The organism is Streptomyces sp. NPDC049813 (assembly GCF_044465085.1).
In the GTDB taxonomy this organism is placed as follows: domain Bacteria; phylum Actinomycetota; class Actinomycetes; order Streptomycetales; family Streptomycetaceae; genus Streptomyces.
In genome coordinates this window covers 1-18,608 of record NZ_JBITLI010000017.1, presented here as the reverse complement: position 1 = coordinate 18,608, position 18,608 = coordinate 1, and the positions used below count along the sequence as shown (strand labels likewise).

The window sequence follows — 18,608 nt, the reverse complement described above, 5'->3', positions numbered from 1 at the left end:
ACGCGTGAGCGACACCTCCTCCGTCTCCACCGCACCCTCCGGCGGCCGCACGCCCACCCGCGACCTGCGCCTCGGCGTCATCGGTCTCGGTCTGCGCGCCACGCTCGCCCAGGAGGCCCACCACCCCGGCGAGGGCTCGGCGGTGGTGGCCGTCGCCGACACCGCGCCCGCCATGTTCGACCGGGCCCGCACCTGGTTCGGCGACGCCGTCCGCACCTACCCGGGGCACCGGGAGATGCTGGCCGCCGAGGAGCTGGACGCCGTCTTCGTCATCACCCCCGACCACACCCACGAGGCCCTCGCCGTCGACCTGCTGGCGGCCGGGGTCGCGGTCTTCGTGGAGAAGCCGCTGGCCATCACCACCGAGGGCTGCGACCGCGTCCTCGCCGCGGCCCGCGCGGGCGGCGCCCGCCTGTACGTGGGCCACAACATGCGCCACATGCCCGTCGTCCGCGTCATGCGCGACCTCATCAAGCGCGGCGAGATCGGCGAGGTCAAGGCCGTCTGGTGCCGCCACTTCGTCGGCCACGGCGGCGACTTCTACTTCAAGGACTGGCACGCCGACCGCCGCAACACCACCGGCCTGCTCCTGCAGAAGGGCGCCCACGACCTGGACGTCATCCACTGGCTGGCCGGCGCCTACACCGAGCGGGTCAGCGCCCTGGGCGGCCTCACCGTCTACGGCTCCATCGCCGACCGCTCGGGCCAGGCGCCCGGGGCGGTCATGCCCGACTGGTACGACCCCGAGCACAACTGGCCGCCGCTGAGCCTGACCGGGCTCAACCCGGTCGTCGACGTCGAGGACCTGTCGATGATGGTCATGCGGCTCGAAGGCGGCGTGCACGCCAGCTACCAGCAGTGCCACTACACCCCCGACTACTGGCGCAACTACACCGTCATCGGCACCGAGGGCCGCCTGGAGAACTTCGGCGACCACGGGGAGAGCGCCGAGGTCCGGGTCTGGAAGCGGCGCAGCGGATACCGGGCCGACGCCGACCTCGTCGTGCCCATGCCGCCGCCGGGGGACGGCGGCCACGGCGGCTCCGACCCGATGCTGGTGGCCGAGTTCCTGCGCTTCGTGCGCTCCGGCGGGGCCACCGACACCAGCCCGGTCGCGGCCCGCGAGGCCGTCGCCGCCGGCGTCGCGGCGACGGAGTCGCTGCGCGGCGACGGGCGTCCCGTCACCGTCCAGCGGGTCGCCCCCGACCTGGCCCAATGGTTCGCCGACGGCCAGGAGTGACCCGGGGCGGACGCCGGCGGTGATCCGGCGGCGGGCCGCCGCGCCCGCGACCGGAAAGCCCCGTCCCTTCCGGCCATGTGGGAGGCGGCCCGTTTGAAGGCGGGCCGCCCGGATAGTCGGGTGGAGTCGCCGGAGCAGGACGCACGGTGCAGCCCTGCACCGCCTGCCTGACGCGACTGATGTACGGAGGTAGCACTATGACCGAGAACATCTGGAACTACCCGGCCAGTGCTGGTCACACTCCGAATGCCGATCTGACCGGGTACAAGGTCGAAGCGACCGACGGGCACATCGGCAAGGTGGACAAACACTCCAACGACGTCGGCTCGCAGTACATCGTGGTGGACACCGGCGTATGGATCTTCGGCAAGGAGGTCCTGCTGCCCGCCGGCACCATCACGGGCATCGACGCCGAGGCCAAGACGATCCAGGTGGCGCGCACCAAGGACGAGATCAAGGACGCGCCGGAGTTCGACAAGGACAAGCACCTGGGCGACACCGGCTACCACGAGCAGCTCGGCACGTACTACGGCGGCCACGGCACCCCCGGCACACCGCCGGGCACGCCTGGTACCCCCGGTGCGGGGACGACGGCGTCCGGTCGTCCGACGATCTGACGGCCGCTCGGTGAGAGGCAGGACAGCGGGCCGGGCCGCCCCGCGCGGCCCGGCCCGCGCCCGCGTACGTCCTGCCGGACGCAGGTGAGACGAGGACCATGACGCGTTTCGCGACAGTAGGCGTACTGCTGGCCGCCGGAGTGGGCAGCACGCTGCTCGCCCTGCTGGTCGACCCGTGGTGGTGGGCGGCCGCGGGGCCCCTGCTGGCCCTGGCGGCGACCGCCCTGCACGACCTCGTGCAGCGGCGCCATTCGGTCCTGCGCAACTACCCGGTCCTGGGCCGGCTGCGCTTCCTGATGGAGAAGGTCCGCCCGGAGCTCCAGCAGTACTTCGTCGAGCGCAACTACGACGGCAGGCCCTACGACCGCGACACCCGCAGCATCGTCTACGAACGGGCCAAGGGCGTCGACGCCGAGGAGCCGTTCGGCAGCGAGCGCGACATGCAGGAGCACGGCTACGAGTTCCTCGTACCGTCCATGGCGCCCGTGGACGTGGCCAAGGAGCCGCCCCGCGTCCGGATCGGCGGCCCCGACTGCGCCGCGCCGTACGACATGGCGCTGCTCAACGTCTCCGCGATGAGTTTCGGCTCGCTCTCGGCCAACGCCGTCCTCGCCCTGAACACGGGCGCGGCCCGCGGCGGCTTCGCCCACGACACCGGTGAGGGCGGCCTCTCGGGCTACCACCTGGAGCCCGGCGGCGACCTCGTCTGGGAGATCGGCACCGGCTACTTCGGCTGCCGCACCCCGGACGGCGGCTTCGACGAGAAGCAGTTCGCCGAGAAGGCGGCGCACCCGTCCGTGCGCTGCGTCTCGCTGAAGCTGTCCCAGGGCGCCAAGCCCGGCATCGGGGGCGTCCTGCCCGGTGCCAAGGTCAACGCCGAGATCGCCTCGGTACGCGGCGTCCCCGCGGGCGAGACCGTCATCTCACCGCCCTACCACCGCGTCTTCTCCACCCCGCGCGAACTGGTCCGCTTCCTCGCCCGGCTGCGGGAGCTCACGCACGGCAAACCGGTCGGCTTCAAGCTGTGCCCGGGGTCGCGGACCCAGTTCCTCGCCGTGTGCAAGGCGATGACGGCCGAGGGGATCACCCCGGACTTCATCGTGGTGGACGGCGCGGAGGGCGGCACCGGCGCGGCCCCGCTGGAGTTCGCCGACCACCTCGGGATGCCGCTCACCGACGGCCTCTTCACCGTGCACGGCGCCCTCACCGGCGCGGGACTGCGCGACCGGATACGGATCGGCGCCAGCGGCAAGGTGGCCACCGGCTCCGACATCGTCAAACGGCTCGCCATGGGCGCCGACTACACGAACGCGGCCCGCGCGATGATGTTCGCCGTCGGCTGCATCCAGGCGCAGCGCTGCCACACCAACCACTGCCCGACCGGCGTGACCACCCAGGACCCGCGCCGCGCCCGCGCCCTGGACGTCGGGGACAAGGCCGCGCGCGTCACCCGCTACCAGCGGGCCACCGTCGACAGCGCGCTGCAGATCATGGCGGCGATGGGCGTCAGCACCCCCGCCGAACTCGGCCCCCGGCTGCTGCGGCGCCGGGAGACCGACGGCAGGTTCCGCTCCTACGCCGAACTGTACGAGTGGCTCTCACCGGGCGAACTGCTCGCCGCCCCGCCCGAGAGCTGGGCCGCCGACTGGAAGGCGGCCGACCCGGACACGTTCGCCGTGGGATGACCCGCACCGGACAAATGGCCGTGCGGGCACAGAGGCCGCAGGATGGACAGAGTCCCCCTCGGCGGCCTACAGAACGACAACTCCGAAAGGCACGCGTAACCCATGAGTGACGTCACAGGCAAAGCGACCACATCGGATTCCGGTGCTCCGGTCGAGAGCGACGAACATTCGCTCACGGTGGGACCCGGCGGACCGATCCTCCTCCAGGACTCCTATCTGATCGAACAGATGGCGCAGTTCAACCGGGAGCGGATCCCCGAGCGCCAGCCCCACGCCAAGGGCAGCGGCGCCTTCGGCCACTTCGAGGTCACCGCGGACGTCAGCCGGTACACGAAGGCGGCGCTCTTCCAGCCGGGGACCCGGACGGAGCTGGTGGCCCGGTTCTCCACCGTCGCCGGCGAGCGCGGGAGCCCGGACACCTGGCGCGACCCGCGCGGCTTCGCGGTGAAGTTCTACACCTCCGAGGGCAACTACGACATGGTCGGGAACAACACCCCGGTCTTCTTCGTCAAGGACCCGATGAAGTTCCAGCACTTCATCCGGTCCCAGAAGCGGCGCGCGGACAACAACCTGCGCGACCACGACATGCAGTGGGACTTCTGGACCCTCTCGCCCGAGTCCGCCCACCAGGTGACCTGGCTGATGGGGGACCGCGGCATTCCGCGCACCTGGCGCCACATGAACGGCTACACCTCGCACACGTACATGTGGATCAACGCGCAGGGCGAGCGGTTCTGGGTGAAGTACCACTTCAAGACCGACCAGGGCATCGAGTGCTTCACCCAGCACGAGGCCGACCAGATGGCCGCGGCGGACACGGACTACCACACCCGTGACCTCTTCGAGCACATCCGCGACGGCGAGTACCCGAGCTGGACGCTGTACGTGCAGGTCATGCCGTACGAGGACGCGGCCGACTACCGCTTCAACCCGTTCGACCTGACCAAGGTGTGGCCGCACGGCGACTACCCGCTGACCGAGGTCGGCAAGATGACGCTGGACCGCAACCCCACGGACAACCACGCCGAGATCGAGCAGGCGGCCTTCCAGCCCAACAACCTCGTCCCCGGCATCGGCCCGAGCCCCGACCGGATGCTGCTCGCCCGGCTGTTCTCCTACGCCGACGCGCACCGCTACCGCATCGGCGCCAACTACCAGCAGCTCCCGGTCAACGCGCCGGTCGTGCCCGTGCACACGTACTCCAAGGACGGGGCCATGGCGTACCACAAGCGCCAGGACCCGGTCTACGCGCCGAACTCCAAGGGCGGCCCGGCCGCGGACACCAACAACACCTCGCCGAGCTGGTACGCGGACGGCGACATCACCCGCGCCGCCTACGTCGACCACGCCGAGGACGACGACTGGGGCCAGGCGGGCACGATGGTCCGCGAGGTCCTGGACGACGCCGCGCGCGACCGGCTCGTGGACAACGTCGTGGGCCACCTGCTCAACGGGGTGACCGAGCCGGTGCTCCAGCGAGCCTTCGAGTACTGGTCCAACATCGACAAGTCCATCGGCGAGCGCATCAAGGAAGGTGTGCGCGCCAAGGCGGACGAGAAGGACCCCAAGGCCGCTGAGCAGGCCAACCCGGCCCGCAGCAGCATGCAGCACAAGGCCTGAGCCGGAGCGCTCCCGTCGCTGCCGCCGCCCCGGTCCGGGGCGGCGGCAGACGCGTGTCCCGGGGGAGTAAGGGGCACGCCGGGGGCGCGGGACGGTGGCTTGCCCCGGCCCGGACGGGTCCGGGCCGGGGCACCGACCTACAGCGCGTCGCGCGGGAGCGACTCGTTCCACGTGCGCGAGAAGACCCGGCGGTCGCCCTCGTAGGCGTCCAGCTCGGCGTTGACGTGGAAGGAGTCGGCGTCGCAGCGCAGCGTCGTGCTGGTGTGGATCCGCACGTCCCAGTCCTGCCGCCGGAACCGCATCGTCCACGTGGACTCGCCCGCCGGCGAGGTGAAGTCGTCGGCCGTGGACGTGTACCGCTCCACGGCCCGCAGCCCCACGTCGAGGTCGATCGCGTCGAAGTGCTGGATGCCCCGGTCCTTCACGACCTCCAGCCGGGAGCCGTAGTCGATCAGGTCGCGGGTGACGTCCCAGCGCTCCTCCGGCGGCGTGACGGAGCGCGTGGCCAGCGGCCGGGTGCCCTCCGGCGCCTCGAAGGGCGCCACCGCCGTCGCCGGGTCGTCGTCGCTCTCGGTGGGCCGCACCGGCAGCACCAGGCGGCAGGCGCCCTCGTGCACCGTCAGCCGCGCCGGGGACGGCGCCGGCGCCGGCCAGGCCAGCGGCCAGTACGACGTCGACAGCGACAGCCGCACGCGGTGGCCGGGCGGGAAGGCCTGGGCCACCCCGTTCAGGCTGACCACGGCCCGGTAGCGCTCGCCGGGCTCCAGCGGCTCCGGCTCGTCGGCCGAGTCCCGGCGCGTCAGGTTGAGGATGCCGTACGTCACCCGGGTCGCCCTGCCGTCGGGCGCCACGTCGGAGATGCGGGCCGCGACCATCGCGACGGGCTGGTCGGCGCTCACCTCCACCTCGACGCGCGGCACCCCGAGGATCTCCAGCCGCTCGGCGAGCGGCTCCGTCTCGTAGACGAGGGAACCGCCGTCCTCCTCGCGCTGGTCGTAGGGGAGGTCCGGCGGGGCGTTGTAGGAGGCCCACTTCCCGGCGAACTGCCCGACGGACAGCGGGGACTGGATGCCGGAGTCGACCGGCGGCCCGGCCTTCTGCGCCGGCGACGACAGCCGGCCCGAGCCCAGCTGGTAGGCCGTCTCCTCGACGTGGCCCGACGGCAGGTTCTCACCCACCCAGCGCCCCGGTCGCTCCTCGTACGCCGTGGACGGCGGCACGCTCTCCTGCATCCACGCGCGCAGCATCGGGCCGTCCATCACGCCGTTGTCCACGCCCTTGAGCCAGTGGTCCCACCAGCGCACGACCTCCTGGAGGTAGCCGATCGCCGGGCCCGGCTCGCCGAGGTGCGGGTACTTGTGCGACCACGGGCCGATGAGCCCCTTGCGAGGCACGTCCAGGTGGGACAGGAGCCGGGTCACCGCGTTCGAGTAGCCGTCCGCCCAGCCGCTGGAGGCCAGCACGGGCGTGCGGACCGCCGCGTAGTCCTCGCAGACCGAGGCGTGCCGCCAGTAGGCGTCGCGCCGCTGGTGCCGCAGCCAGTTCAGCACCCACGGCTCGACGGCCTCCAGGCGCTCGTGCCACATCGCCCGCCACGCGTCGCCGACCGTCGCCGGGTCGGGCGGACAGGTGGAGTAGGCGAACATGGTGCCCGCCTCGCCGAGGTTGTCGGAGAGCAGCGCCCCGCCCATGTAGTGCATGTCGTCGGCGTACCGGTCGTCGGTGAACGAGGACAGCACGACGGCCCGCAGGCTCGGCGGCCGGCGCGCCGCGACCTGGAGCGCGGCGAACGCGCCCCACGAGATGCCCATCATCCCGGTGCTGCCGTCGCACCAGGGCTGAGCCGCCAGCCACGCGAGGACGTCCTCGGCGTCGGCCTGTTCGCGCTCCAGGTACTCGTCGGTCAGCACGCCCTCCGAGTCACCGGTGCCCCGCAGGTCGACGCGGACGCAGGCGTAACCGTGCCCCGCGATATAGGGGTGGTGCAGGGAGTCGCGGACCGAACTCAGGTCCCGCTTGCGGTAGGGGATGTACTCCAGGACGGCGGGGACCGGGGTGCCGTCGGAGGAGAGGGGACGCCAGATCTTGGCCGACAGGTGGATGCCGTCCGACATCGGGATCCTGACGTTGTCCTCTTCCTTGGTGGCGTGCGGGAGGTTGTCGACGTATCGCATGGCTCTCTCAGGAGGAGTGGGCGGTCGGGCTGTCGAAGTTCAGGCGGAGGGCCGCCACACAGCGGTCGTACTTCTCACGCAGCTCCTCCTCACTGTCACCGCCGGTGAAGATGTGCGCCACTTCGTAGCTGTAGCTGTCCTGCTGGCCGATCTCCGACAGGCGCTGCGCCTCGTCGGGGACGACGTCGATGCGGACACCGGGGATCGAGTCGGCGATCTTCTCGACCTCGTCCGGCGACGGGATGCGGCGCACCACCCCGTCGGTGAACCAGCGGTAGTACCACTTGGCGGCCAGTTCGTAGGGGCCCTGCCGGTTCGGCAGCGCGGGGTCCTCGCCCAGGGAGAGCGCCAGCATGCAGTGGTGGTTGGGTACCCCGTCGACGAACTGGAACAGTTCGGCGTGCGACTGCGAGTGGCGCGGGTTGATCTCCAGGATCGCGATCGAGTCGGCGTGCGGGTCGTAGAAGAACTCGATGCTGAACGTCGCCCCGTCCATGCCGATGTGCTCCATGACCCGCATGGAGGTCTCCCGCAGCCGCCGCTGCACCGGCGCGGGCAGCGCAGAGGGGTACTGGTGGCGCAGGAAGCTGGTGGAGTCCGGGTAGTTGATGGAGTCCAGCACGCCGTAGACGGTGACCTCACCGTCGTGGACGTAACCCTCGACCGCCACCTGCAGGCCTTCGAGGGCCTCCTCGGCAAGGCAGGCCTGGGCGCCCACCCCGGCCATCTCCGGCGGCAGTTCGAGCTGGTCCAGGATGTACTCGAAGGGCCGGCCGACCCGCGCGATGCCGTCGCGGATGTGCCCGACGGCCTCCTCGAACCCGGCCATGTCCTTGACGCCGTAGGCCAGTTCGGAGGAGTACGACAGGGCCGGCTTGAGCCACATCGGGAACGAGACGCCGTCCGGCGGGCGTGGTTCGGAGGCGTCGAGATCGACCCGGCCGAAGTTCGGGTGGTCCGGGACGACCTCCGCCTGCACGAGCCGGCTCCAGTACTTGTGCTCGCACTTGACCACCGACTCCAGGCTGGGGGCGCGGGTGCCGTAGCGCTCGCCGAGCACGGCCACCAGCGTGCTGACCGGGAAGTCCCAGTAGCCGACGATCGCGTCGATCCGGCCGTCGAACGCGTCGAGCACCCGGCAGGCCCGGTCGATCAGGTCCGGGACGCTGACCTCGCCCTCCTGCAACTCCGCGATGGAGAGCAGCGGGTGGAGGTTCAGGTCGCCGGCGCCGGGGACGGCCTGCAGGGCAGGCAGGTTCGCCTCGTCGAGTCCGAGGACGAAGACATTGCGGCGAGGGTGGGACACGGAGTGCTCCTTGGATCGGCGATGCGGGCCTGGGTACCCGTCGTCGTACGGAGCACACGTCCCGGCCACCGGTCACCACCTGCGAGAAGGCACCCGGTGGCGCGCGAAGGCCCGGCGCCGCGTCCCCCTCGGGCGCGGCCCGGGCCCCGGTCCGGTGCGCGCCGCCCGGTCCTGCCGCCGGGCGGCGCGCACCGGCGTCAGCCGTCCCGGCGACCGCCGGGCAGCATCTCCTGCACCTTCGCCTTGAAGCCCTGCTTCATGACGTCCGCCGCGTCGCTGTCGCCCTTGAGGATCGCCGTGGCCGCCGCCTCGATCTGGTCCAGCGTGGCGTGCGGCGGGATCGGCGGCACCGCCGGATCCGTACGGAAGTCCAGGACGAAGGGCCGGTCGGCGGCGAGCGCCTGCCGCCAGGCGCCCTCCACGTCACCGGGCTTCTCGACCCGCACGCCGTCGAGGCCGATGGAGCGGGCGAAGTCGGCGTAGGGGACGTCGGGCAGCGCCTGCGAGGGCAGGAACTGCGGTGCCCCGGACATGGCCCGCATCTCCCAGGTGACCTGGTTGAGGTCCTTGTTGTTGAGGACGGCCACGATCAGCTGCGGGTTCTCCCACTCCTGCCAGTACTTGGCGGCGGTGATCAGCTCGGCCAGACCGTTCATCTGCATCGCCCCGTCCCCGACGAGCGCGATCGCGGGCCGCCCCGGGTGCGCGAACTTCGCCCCGATCACGTACGGGACGCCCGGGCCCATCGTGGCCAGCGTGCCCGACAGGGAGCCGCGCATCGAGCCGCGCAGCCGCAGGTGCCGGGCGTACCAGTTGGCGGCCGAGCCGGAGTCCGCGGCGAGGATCACGTCCTCGGGCAGGAGGGCGTCGAGCGCGTGCACGACGTACTCGGGGTTGATCGGGTCGGCCTCGACGGCGGCCCGCCGCTCCATCACCTCCCACCAGCGCGCGGTGTCCTTCTCGATCTTCTTGCGCCACTTGCCGTGCTTCTTCTTCTCCAGGTGCGGCAGCAGCCGGGCCAGGGTGGCCCGGGCGTCGCCGACGAGGTTGAGCTCGAAGGGGTAGCGCAGCCCGATCATGTGCGGGTCGATGTCGATCTGGACCGCCCGCGCCTGTCCGAACTCCGGCAGGAACTGGCTGTAGGGGAAGCTGGAGCCGATGACGAGCAGGGTGTCGCACTCCTGCATCAGCTCGTACGAGGGACGGGTGCCGAGCAGCCCGATCGACCCGGTGACATAGGGCAGGTCGTCGGGGAGCGCGTCCTTGCCGAGCAGCGCCTTGGCCACGCCCGCGCCCAGCGTCTCGGCGAGCTGTTCGACCTCGGCACGGGCGCCGCGCGCGCCCTGGCCGACGAGGACGGCGACCTTCTCGCCCGCGTTCAGGATCTCCGCCGCCTTGAGCAGGTCCTCGTCGGCGGGGACGGGCGCGTAGGACGCCATGCCGAGGCTGGAGGGGACCATCTTGAAGGCGTGCGTGGGCGGCGAGTAGTCCAGCTCCTGCACGTCGGCCGGGACGATGATCGCGGTGACGGTGCGGCGGGCGTAGGCGGTGCGGAACGCCCGGTCGATGACGGCGGGGAGCTGCTCGGGGACGGTGACCATCTCGCAGAAGTCCGAGGCCACGTCCTTGAAGAGGCTCAGCAGGTCGACCTCCTGCTGGTAGGAGCCGCCCATGGCGCTGCGGTTGGTCTGCCCGACGATCGCGACGACGGGCACGTGGTCGAGCTTGGCGTCGTACAGACCGTTCAGGAGGTGGATCGCGCCGGGCCCGGAGGTGGCCGCGCAGACACCGGCCTTGCCGGAGAACTTCGCGTAGCCGACGGCCTCGAACGCGGCCATCTCCTCGTGGCGGGCCTGGATGAACTCGGGCTTGTTGTCGGCGCGGCCCCAGGCGGCGAGAAGGCCGTTGATGCCGTCGCCCGCGTAGGCGAAGACGTGCTCGACCTCCCATTCGCGCAGGCGCTCGAGGATGTGGTCGGAGACCTTCTGCGTCACGGGTACGTCCTTTCTGGCTCGGTGCGGTACATCGGGTTCCGGGTGTCCGCCTTCGGGGCGCCCATGCCCGGACGGGGCGCGGACCGGCTCAGGAGGTGCCGGCCTCCCGCAGCCGGGGCAGCACCTCGGCGCGGTAGAAGTCGAAGAACCCCTGCTGGTCGGGGCCGATCTGGTTGACGTAGACCTCGTCGAAGCCCGCGTCGGCGAACTCCCGCACCGCGCCGACGTGTGCGTCCCGGTCGTCGCCGCAGACCACGGCGTCGGCCACCATCTCCTCGGTGACCAGGGTGGACGCCTGCTCGAAGTGGGCGGGCGTGGGCAGCACCTGGGCGAGCTCGCCGGGCAGCTGCTCGTTGGGCCACAGCCGGTGCACGGTCTTCACGGCCTGCGCCCGGTCGTGGCTCCAGCAGACCTTCAGCCCGCCGATCACCGGGTTCTGCCCGCCGCCCGCCCGGCGGAACTGCCCCACCAGGTCGGCGTCCGGGCTCATCGTCACGAACCCGTCGCCGATCCGGCCCGCCAGTGCGGCGGCCTGCGGTCCGAAGCCGGACACGTAGAGCGGGGGCGGGCTGTCGGGGCGGGTGTAGAGCCGCGCGTTCTGCACGGTGTAGTGCGCGCCGCGGTGGGTGACCTGTTCGCCGGTGAAGAGCCGCCGCATCACGTGCACGGCCTCCTCCAGCATCTCCATGCGCCGGGGCGCCTCGGGCCAGGCGTCCCCGAGGACGTGCTCGTTCAGGGCCTCGCCGGTGCCGATGCCGAACCGGAACCGGCCCTCGGTCAGGACGGCCGAGGTGGCGGCGGCCTGCGCGTTGAGGGCCGGGTGCATCCGCACCGTGGGGCAGGTGACCAGGGTCGTCACCGGCAGTGAGGTCACCTGGGACAGGGCCCCGATCATCGACCAGACGAAGGCGCTCTGGCCCTGCTCGTCGTTCCACGGGTGGAAGTGGTCGGAGATGGCCAGCGCCTGGAATCCGGCCTGCTCGGCGGCCCGGGCCTGGGAGAGCAGCTCGGCCGGGGTGAACTCCTCCGAGGAGAGGAAGTAGCCGTACGTCGTCATGGGTCGCCTTCCGGAACGGATCGCGGGGTCGTGGGCCGGGCGTGCACCGGAGGCGGGCCCGGGCCCGACGCAGGTCATGCGGTGACCTGGCCCGGCGGCGAGTACCCCCCGTACGCCGGACGGAACGGACGAAGTGACCCGACCGCGTTCCTGGGTACCGGCTCCCCGAGCCCGCATGCCGCGCTGTGCGAGAAGCTGCTCACGGGGCCCGGCGACAGGAGGACGACCCATGCCGCGTACGCGGGCGGAGGCCCGGACCAGGCACCCCCGGCACCAGCGGCGGGGTGAGGCCCGGCTGCCCGCCGCGGTGGCCACCGTCACCGCGATCGCGCTCTACCTCTTCCTGCCGCAGCGGCTGCTGATCGCTCCGCGTTACGTGGTGCCCGCCCTCGAACTCGTCCTCCTGATCCCGCTCGTGGCGATCAACCCGCGCCGCCTCACCCGGCAGACCAGGACCTTCCGCGCCCTGTCGCTCACTCTGGTGGCGGTCATCGCGGCGAGCAATCTCTTCGCCCTCGGGCTGCTCATCCACGCGCTGGTCTTCGCCGGCGTCCAGGACGGGCGGTCCCTGCTCGCCGCCGCGTTCCAGGTGTGGCTGACGAACATCATCGTCTTCGGCCTGGCCTACTGGGAGCTGGACCGCGGTGGCCCGGTCAGCCGGACGCAGCTACCGCGCGCGCAACTGCCACTGGCCGACTTCCGCTTCTCGCAGGACGAGAACGACGACGCCGTGCAGGAAGTGAGCGAGGGCGCCAGCGGTGCGTCCGACTGGGTGCCCACCCTGGTCGACTACCTGTACGTCTCCGTCACCAACTCCACGGCGTTCAGCCCGACGGACACCATGCCGCTGTCGCCGCGCGCCAAGCTGCTGATGAGCGTGCAGAGCGTGTCGGCGCTGCTGACCTCGCTCCTGGTGATCGCCCGCGCGGTGAGCGTCCTGCACTGACCCGCACGTCACGCCGACCGCGGAGTCCGCCCGGCGCTCTTCTTCGCCGGCTGCTTCGCGGCCTTCTTGGCGGCGGACCGCGTCGTGGACTGCGCCGTCGTGGACCGGGACGCCGAGGACCGGGACGCCGCCGTCTTCTTGGCGGGGGCCTTGCGCACCGTCTTCTTCGCGGTCTTCTTCTGCGGCATCTCGTGCACGGTCGCGTTCCCGGCCGAGTCGGAGCCCGAGTCGGGATCGCGGGACTTCTTCGCCTGCTGCACGGACTGCTCCAGCGCCGCCATCAGGTCCAGGACCCGGCCGGACGGCGCCTCCCGCGGCTCGGCGGCGGGCGGCTGCTTGCCGCCGGCCTTGGCGTGGATGACCTCTTCGAGGGCGGCCGTGTACCGGTCGGCGGCCCACTCGGCCTCCTCCAGCGGCTCCTCGCGCGTCATCGAGTCGACGAGCAGCAGGGCCTCGTCGATCTCCGCGTCGGTGATGTCGACCTCGGCGGGGACCAGTTCCTCGGGGGAGCGGATCTCGTCGGGCCACTTCAGGGCGTGCAGCGCGATGACGTCCTCCTTGACGCGCAGCAGCCCGAGCCGCTCCCGGCCGTGCCAGGCGAACTTGGCGACGGCCGCCTTCGCGTTGCGCTCCAGCGCCTTGCAGAGCAGGACGTACGGTTTCGCGGCGGCCTGTCCGCCGGCCTCCAGGTAGTAGCCCTCGCCGATCTGGATCGGGTCGATCGACTCGTACGGCACGAAGGCGACGATCTCGATGGCCTTCGCGGTTGGCAGCGGGATCTCGCGCAGTTCCTCGTCGGAGACCGCGACGACCTGGCCGGGGGCGATCTCGTACCCCTTGCCGATCTCGTCCTGGCTGACCTCGCGGTCCTCCAGCTCGCACACCTTGCGGCTGCGCACCCGGCCCATGTCGTCGAGGTGGTACTGGTGGAACCGGATGCTGTGGTCCTCGGTGGCGGTCATGACCCGGATCGGAATGGTGACAAGCCCGAACGAGACGGCGCCGGTCCACACGGGTCGGGGCATGACGAACCTCCCTGGTCGGACCCCGAGGACGCCAGCCTAGGCAGCGCGACGCCCGGCGGCACGTCGAGCCGCTCCTCGCCGGGCTTGGGCTCGGCGTGCGAAGCTCCCGGCCCGCGCTTAGCGTGAGCGAAGCACCACTGTTTGTCCCCGGGGACGACGGGCAGCCGGATGCGAGTGCTTGAGACCACAGGCGCGTCCGCGGGGAGCCGTACACCCGAGGGCGGGTGCGTCCGCTCCTCGCGTTCCGACGTTCGTTGCGCGTTGAGGAGCGAGATCGCCATGGCCACGCACCAGCCGCACCATGACGCCCCGGACACCGACCAGGCCTTCTCCCGCATGGCCCGCTGCCCGGCCGGACGCGAACGCGACCTGCTCTTCGAGGAGCTGGTGGAGGCCTGGCTGCCGATGGCGAAGCGGCTCGCCCGGCGGTTCCGCAACAAGGGCGAGAACATCCAGGACCTCGAACAGGTCGCCGCGATAGGCCTGGTGAAAGCCATCGAACGCTACGAGGTCGGGCGCGGCGCCTTCGAGCCGTACGCGGTCCCCACCATCACCGGCGAACTGCGCCGCCACTTCCGGGACCACACCTGGGACGTGCGGGTGCCCCGGCGCGTCCAGGACCTGCGCAACAAGGTCCGCGCCGCGCGCCGCGACCTCCTGGACCGCTCGGGCGGCGTGGGCGAGCCCAGCGCCGCCGAACTCGCCGCGCACACGGGCCTCACCTGCGACGAGGTACGCGACGGCCTGGAGGCCCTGGAGAGTTACAGCGCGCTGTCCCTGGACGCCGGCACGGGCGCGACGGACGACGGGTACAGCCTGGCCGACACCCTCGGAGCGGCCGAGGCGGGCTACGAGCTCGTCGCCGACCGCGAGGCCGCCAAGGCCGGCCTGCGGCACCTGCCGGAACGCGAACGCACCATTCTCTACCTGCGGTTCTTCGAGGACATGACGCAGGCCCGCATCGCTGAGGTCATCGGCATCTCCCAGATGCACGTCTCCCGGCTCATCACCCGCAGCTGCGCCTCGGTCCGCGAGCACGCCGCCCGGACCGCCCGGCACGAGCAGCCCGCCTGAACCAGCGAAGGGAGCCCGTCGTGGGCGACGAGGACGGACTGCGGACCTACCGCGGCAAGCGGCACTTCGACCGGACCGACGAGCCGAGCGGCGGGCCCGGCCGCCACGACGAGGGCGGCACCGCGGACGAGCCCGTCTTCGTGGTGCAGATCCACGACGCCAGCACGATGCACTTCGACTTCCGTCTTGAGGTCGACGGCGTCCTCAAGTCGTGGTCGGTCCCGAAGGGCCCCTCCACCGACCCGCACGACAAGCGCCTCGCCATCCCCACCGAGGACCACCCCATGGCGTACCGGGACTTCGAGGGAACGATCCCGCAGGGCGAGTACGGCGGTGGCACGGTGATCGTCTGGGACCAGGGCACCTACACCCCGACCAGCCACGACAAGCGGCACCGCCCCGTGCCGTTCGCCGAGGCGCTGGAGAAGGGCCACGTCACCTTCGAGCTGCACGGCCGCAAGCTGCGCGGGCAGTACGCCCTCACCCGGTTCCACGGCCGCGAGGAGCAGGACGGCGGCGCGGCCCGGAAGCCGACCTGGCTGCTGGTGCGCACCGCGGGGTCCGGGGGAGCGGCGGGCGGCGGCACCACCGACCCCCGGCGCGCGCGCTCGGCCCGCAGCGGCCGCACCCTGCGCCAGGTCGCCGCCGCCCCGGACACCCCCACCTGGGAGTCGGACCGCAAGGAGAAGAAGTGAGCGGCCTGCTGGACGGCCTGCCGCCCGGACTGGAGAGCCGGACGCGCCCCGCGGCGCCCGGCGTCGAACTCGCCGCCTCGCCGATGCTGGCGACGCTCACCGACCGCCGCGAGTTCCCCGAGGGCTGGGTCTTCGAGCGGAAGCTGGACGGCATCCGGGTGCTCGCGGTGCGCGAGAACGGCGAGGTGACCCTCCGCTCCCGCTCGGGCCGCCGCCTCGACGCCACGTACCCCGAGATCATCGAGGCGCTCGCCGCCCAGGACCGCGCGGACTTCACCCTCGACGGCGAGATCGTCGCCTACCGGCACGGCCGCACCGACTTCGGCCTCCTCCAGCAGCGCATGGGACTCACCCGGCGCGCCGATGTCGCGGCGAGCAAGGTCGCCGTCACCTACTACGTCTTCGACCTGCTGCGTCTCGACGGCGTCGACGTGCGCCGGCTGCCGCTGCGCCACCGCAAGTCCCTGCTGCGCCGCGCGCTGACCTTCCGGGCGCCGGTGCGCCTGAGCACCCACCGCAACGCGGGCGGCCCCGACCTGCTCGCCGACGCCTGCCGCCGGGGCTGGGAGGGGCTGATCGCCAAACGGGCCGAGAGCACCTACCAGCCGCGCCGCTCGGACGACTGGCTCAAGCTGAAGTGCAGCCAGGGCCAGGAGTTCGTGGTGGGCGGCTTCACCGAACCCGCGGGCAGCCGCACCGGCCTCGGCGCCCTGCTCGTCGGCTACTACGACGACACCGCCGCCGGGGAGCTGCGCTACGCGGGCAAGGTCGGCACCGGATTCGACCGGCGCACCCTGCTGGACCTGCGGCAGCGGCTCGACGCGCTGGAGGTCGACCGCTCACCGTTCGCGGGCCGCCTCGCTCAGCGCACCGCCCACTGGGTGCGCCCCGCCCTCGTGGTGCAGATCGACTTCGCGGAGTGGACACGCGACGGCATGCTGCGCCACCCCCGCTACCAGGGAGTGCGGGACGACAAGCAGCCCGCCGACGTCGTCAGGGAGCAGCCGGAGTCATGACCGACCAGAAGACCGTGATGCGCGCCCTGCTCGACGGCCACGGGCAGACCTACGCGGCGGAGGCGGGCATCGGCCTGAAGGACACCCCGCAGCCGCTCTACCGGACGCTGGTCCTCGCCAGCCTGCTCAGCGCCCGTATCCGCGCCTCCGTCGCGGTGGCGAGCGCGCGGGCCCTGTACGACGCCGGGCTGCGCGACCCCCGCCGCATGGCCGACGCCACCTGGCAGCAGCGCGTCGACGCGCTCGGCGAGGGCGGCTACCGGCGCTACGACGAGCGCACCGCGACCCAGCTCGGCGACGGCGCCCGCCTCGTCCTGGACGCGTGGGGCGGCGACCTGCGGACCGTGCGCGAGCGGGCCGGCGGCGACGCGGACGCCCTCCGCGCCGAGCTGCGCCGGATGCCCGGGCTCGGCCCGACCGGCGCCGACATCTTCCTGCGCGAGGTGCAGGACGTCTGGCCCGAGTACGCGCCGTTCCTGGACGCCAAGACCTTGCAGGGCGCCGAGCGCCTCGGGCTGCCGAAGGACCCGGCCGCGCTGGTCCGCCTGGCGGGCGACGCCCCGCGGGCCGGGGTCGCGGCGGCCCTGGTCCGGGCGGCGCTGGACAAGAGCGTGGTCGAGGAGTGCCGGGAGCGGGCGCGGACCGCCTGAGAACCCGTCGGTGACAGGGGCGTACGGCGAGGGGTGACGGAGGTCACGACGGCGCAGGCGCCGATCTTGGAATGCGGGTCCGCTCCCCGGATGCTGCATGCTGGTGGGCTCGCCTCCGCACCTGGTGGCGCCGGGCAACGGGGCTCGGGTTCTCCCCTCTCCACGGACCGCTGTCTTCGAAAGGTCTCCTGCACCATGCCGCTGGCCCTGCTGGCCCTGGCTGTTGTCGCGTTCGGCATCGGCACGACCGAGTTCGCCACGATGGGGCTGCTGCCCCAGATCGCCGACGGGGTCGACGTCTCCGTGCCGCACGCCGGGAACCTCGTGTCGGCCTACGCCCTCGGCGTCGTCGTCGGCGCCCCCGTGCTCACCGGCATCGGGGCGCGCGTCCCGCACAAGCGGCTGCTGCTGCTCCTGTCCGGCCTCTTCGTCGTCGGCAACGTCGCGTCCGCTCTCGCCCCGGGCTTCGGTCTCCTCTTCGCCGCCCGCTTCCTGGCGGGCCTGCCGCACGGAGCCCTGTTCGGGGTCGGCGCGGTCGTCGCCTCCCGCCTGGTCGCGCCCGAGCGCGCCGCCCGCGCGGTGTCGAAGATGTTCCTCGGCCTCACCGTCGCGAACATCGTCGGCGTCCCCGCGGGCACCGCCCTCGGCCAGCACCTCGGCTGGCGCGCCGCCTACTGGGCGGTCGCCGTCATCGGCGTCCTCGCGCTCGTCGCGCTGGCCCTGTTCGTCCCGCACCAGCCGCGCGGCAAGCAGTCCGGCATCCGGCACGAGCTGCGGGCCATGGGCAACAAGCAGGTCATGATCGGCCTGGCCACCGCCGTCGTCGGCTTCGGCGGCTTCTTCGCCGTCTACAGCTACCTCGTGCCGATGCTCACGCACGTCACCGGCGTCTCCGACACCTCGACCACCCTGGTCCTCGCGCTCTACGGTGTCGGCATGACCCTCGGCACGCTCGTCGCGGGCCCGCTCACCGACCGCGCGCTGCGCCCGACGCTCTACGCGGGGATGGCCCTGCTCGCCGTGGCCCTGGTGACGTTCTACTTCGCGGTGCACAGCACGGTGCCCGCGCTGGTGACCATCACCTTCATCGGCGCGATGGGTTCCCTCATCACCACGCCCGTGCAGATGCTGCTCATGGCCAAGGCGGAGAACGCCCCCACCATGGCGGCCGCCTCCAACCACTCCGCGTTCAACCTCGCCAACGCGGGCGGCGCCTGGCTCGGCGGCCTGGCGATCTCGGCGGGCTGGGGCTGGACCTCGCCCAACCTGGTCGGCGCGGCGCTCGCCGTGGCCGGTCTCGCCCTCGCCGTCACCGGCGGGGTGATGGACCGCGGCACCCGCCGTTCCGAGGTGGTCACCTCGTCCCGGCCGGAGCCCGCGAAAATCTCCGACCAGGTCGGCTCGGCGCGCTAGCTGTTCTGTCCTGGGAGGTTGTGGACGGTGAGGCAGGTCTCGGCTGAGGGATCTTGAAACAGGTGAGGGCCTTCCGGTTCGGTGTGGATTGCGACG

The 18,608-nt window shown here is 72.1% G+C and carries 14 protein-coding genes and 1 pseudogene; 10 read left to right on the top strand and 5 right to left on the bottom strand.

Going from position 1 to position 18,608, the window contains the following annotated elements; translation table 11 throughout:
• Positions 1-4: 4 nt before the first annotated feature.
• From ACIBW6_RS28770 to ACIBW6_RS28755, 4 genes and pseudogenes are all read left to right on the top strand, one after another.
• Positions 5-1,240, top strand: coding sequence for a Gfo/Idh/MocA family protein (locus ACIBW6_RS28770; RefSeq protein ID WP_399064600.1), 1,236 nt, complete (start codon positions 5-7; stop codon positions 1,238-1,240).
• A 197-nt stretch (positions 1,241-1,437) separates the two neighbouring features.
• Positions 1,438-1,779, top strand: a pseudogene (locus tag ACIBW6_RS28765) (PRC-barrel domain-containing protein); the annotation flags it as partial.
• A 176-nt stretch (positions 1,780-1,955) separates the two neighbouring features.
• Positions 1,956-3,542: an FMN-binding glutamate synthase family protein gene (locus tag ACIBW6_RS28760; protein WP_399064598.1), complete on the top strand. Its 1,587-nt coding sequence runs from the start codon at positions 1,956-1,958 to the stop codon at positions 3,540-3,542.
• Between the two features lie 102 nt (positions 3,543-3,644).
• Positions 3,645-5,162, top strand: coding sequence for a catalase (locus tag ACIBW6_RS28755; RefSeq protein WP_399064596.1), 1,518 nt, complete (start codon positions 3,645-3,647; stop codon positions 5,160-5,162).
• 137 nt (positions 5,163-5,299) lie between these two features.
• Here the strand turns inward: ACIBW6_RS28755 and ACIBW6_RS28750 are convergent, their stop codons facing one another.
• The 4 genes from ACIBW6_RS28750 to ACIBW6_RS28735 all read right to left on the bottom strand — a co-directional run bounded on the left by ACIBW6_RS28750 (position 5,300) and on the right by ACIBW6_RS28735 (position 11,693).
• Positions 5,300-7,336 carry a CocE/NonD family hydrolase gene (locus ACIBW6_RS28750; RefSeq protein ID WP_399064594.1) on the bottom strand — a complete coding sequence of 679 codons (2,037 nt, stop codon included), beginning with the start codon at positions 7,334-7,336 and terminating at the stop codon, positions 5,300-5,302.
• Positions 7,337-7,343: 7 nt separating this feature from the next.
• Positions 7,344-8,642 carry an acetyl-CoA carboxylase biotin carboxylase subunit family protein gene (locus tag ACIBW6_RS28745; protein WP_399064592.1) on the bottom strand — a complete coding sequence of 433 codons (1,299 nt, stop codon included), beginning with the start codon at positions 8,640-8,642 and terminating at the stop codon, positions 7,344-7,346.
• Positions 8,643-8,839: 197 nt separating this feature from the next.
• On the bottom strand, positions 8,840-10,636 hold the full coding sequence (locus tag ACIBW6_RS28740; RefSeq protein ID WP_399064590.1) for a thiamine pyrophosphate-requiring protein: 1,797 nt from the start codon (positions 10,634-10,636) through the stop codon (positions 8,840-8,842).
• 88 nt (positions 10,637-10,724) lie between these two features.
• Positions 10,725-11,693 carry an LLM class F420-dependent oxidoreductase gene (locus tag ACIBW6_RS28735; protein WP_399064588.1) on the bottom strand — a complete coding sequence of 323 codons (969 nt, stop codon included), beginning with the start codon at positions 11,691-11,693 and terminating at the stop codon, positions 10,725-10,727.
• A gap of 229 nt (positions 11,694-11,922) precedes the next feature.
• Between ACIBW6_RS28735 and ACIBW6_RS28730 the strand changes: the two genes are divergently transcribed.
• Positions 11,923-12,639 (top strand): hypothetical protein, encoded by a 717-nt coding sequence (locus ACIBW6_RS28730; protein WP_399064586.1) that lies wholly within the window; start codon positions 11,923-11,925, stop codon positions 12,637-12,639.
• An 8-nt stretch (positions 12,640-12,647) separates the two neighbouring features.
• Here ACIBW6_RS28730 and ACIBW6_RS28725 read toward each other — a convergent pair whose 3' ends face one another.
• Positions 12,648-13,664, bottom strand: a complete 1,017-nt coding sequence (locus tag ACIBW6_RS28725; RefSeq protein ID WP_399064584.1) for a Ku protein — start codon at positions 13,662-13,664, stop codon at positions 12,648-12,650.
• Between the two features lie 279 nt (positions 13,665-13,943).
• Here ACIBW6_RS28725 and ACIBW6_RS28720 point away from each other — a divergent pair, with 279 nt between their 5' ends.
• From ACIBW6_RS28720 to ACIBW6_RS28700, 5 genes are all read left to right on the top strand, one after another.
• Positions 13,944-14,738, top strand: coding sequence for a SigB/SigF/SigG family RNA polymerase sigma factor (locus ACIBW6_RS28720; protein WP_399064583.1), 795 nt, complete (start codon positions 13,944-13,946; stop codon positions 14,736-14,738).
• A 20-nt stretch (positions 14,739-14,758) separates the two neighbouring features.
• On the top strand, positions 14,759-15,433 hold the full coding sequence (locus ACIBW6_RS28715) for a DNA polymerase ligase N-terminal domain-containing protein (protein ID WP_399064581.1): 675 nt from the start codon (positions 14,759-14,761) through the stop codon (positions 15,431-15,433).
• Entirely contained in the window at positions 15,430-16,449 is a 1,020-nt protein-coding gene (gene ligD, locus ACIBW6_RS28710; protein WP_399064579.1) for a non-homologous end-joining DNA ligase, read from the top strand. The genes ACIBW6_RS28715 and ligD overlap by 4 nt, the downstream gene beginning before the upstream one ends.
• Positions 16,446-17,099 (top strand): endonuclease, encoded by a 654-nt coding sequence (locus ACIBW6_RS28705; protein WP_399064577.1) that lies wholly within the window; start codon positions 16,446-16,448, stop codon positions 17,097-17,099. The genes ligD and ACIBW6_RS28705 overlap by 4 nt, the downstream gene beginning before the upstream one ends.
• Before the next feature lie 195 nt (positions 17,100-17,294).
• On the top strand, positions 17,295-18,512 hold the full coding sequence (locus ACIBW6_RS28700) for an MFS transporter (protein ID WP_399064575.1): 1,218 nt from the start codon (positions 17,295-17,297) through the stop codon (positions 18,510-18,512).
• Positions 18,513-18,608: the final 96 nt, after the last annotated feature.

Excerpts from the sequence above, each read along its gene's own strand:
- ACIBW6_RS28735 (WP_399064588.1), bottom strand. The coding sequence starts at position 11,693 with ATGACGACGTACGGCTACTTCCTCTCCTCGGAGGAGTTCACCCCGGCC.
- ACIBW6_RS28750 (WP_399064594.1), bottom strand. The coding sequence starts at position 7,336 with ATGCGATACGTCGACAACCTCCCGCACGCCACCAAGGAAGAGGACAAC.
- ACIBW6_RS28760 (WP_399064598.1), top strand. The coding sequence starts at position 1,956 with ATGACGCGTTTCGCGACAGTAGGCGTACTGCTGGCCGCCGGAGTGGGC.
- ACIBW6_RS28755 (WP_399064596.1), top strand. The coding sequence starts at position 3,645 with ATGAGTGACGTCACAGGCAAAGCGACCACATCGGATTCCGGTGCTCCG.
- ACIBW6_RS28700 (WP_399064575.1), top strand. The coding sequence starts at position 17,295 with ATGCCGCTGGCCCTGCTGGCCCTGGCTGTTGTCGCGTTCGGCATCGGC.
- ACIBW6_RS28725 (WP_399064584.1), bottom strand. The coding sequence starts at position 13,664 with ATGCCCCGACCCGTGTGGACCGGCGCCGTCTCGTTCGGGCTTGTCACC.
- ACIBW6_RS28730 (WP_399064586.1), top strand. The coding sequence starts at position 11,923 with ATGCCGCGTACGCGGGCGGAGGCCCGGACCAGGCACCCCCGGCACCAG.
- ACIBW6_RS28720 (WP_399064583.1), top strand. The coding sequence starts at position 13,944 with ATGGCCACGCACCAGCCGCACCATGACGCCCCGGACACCGACCAGGCC.
- ACIBW6_RS28705 (WP_399064577.1), top strand. The coding sequence starts at position 16,446 with ATGACCGACCAGAAGACCGTGATGCGCGCCCTGCTCGACGGCCACGGG.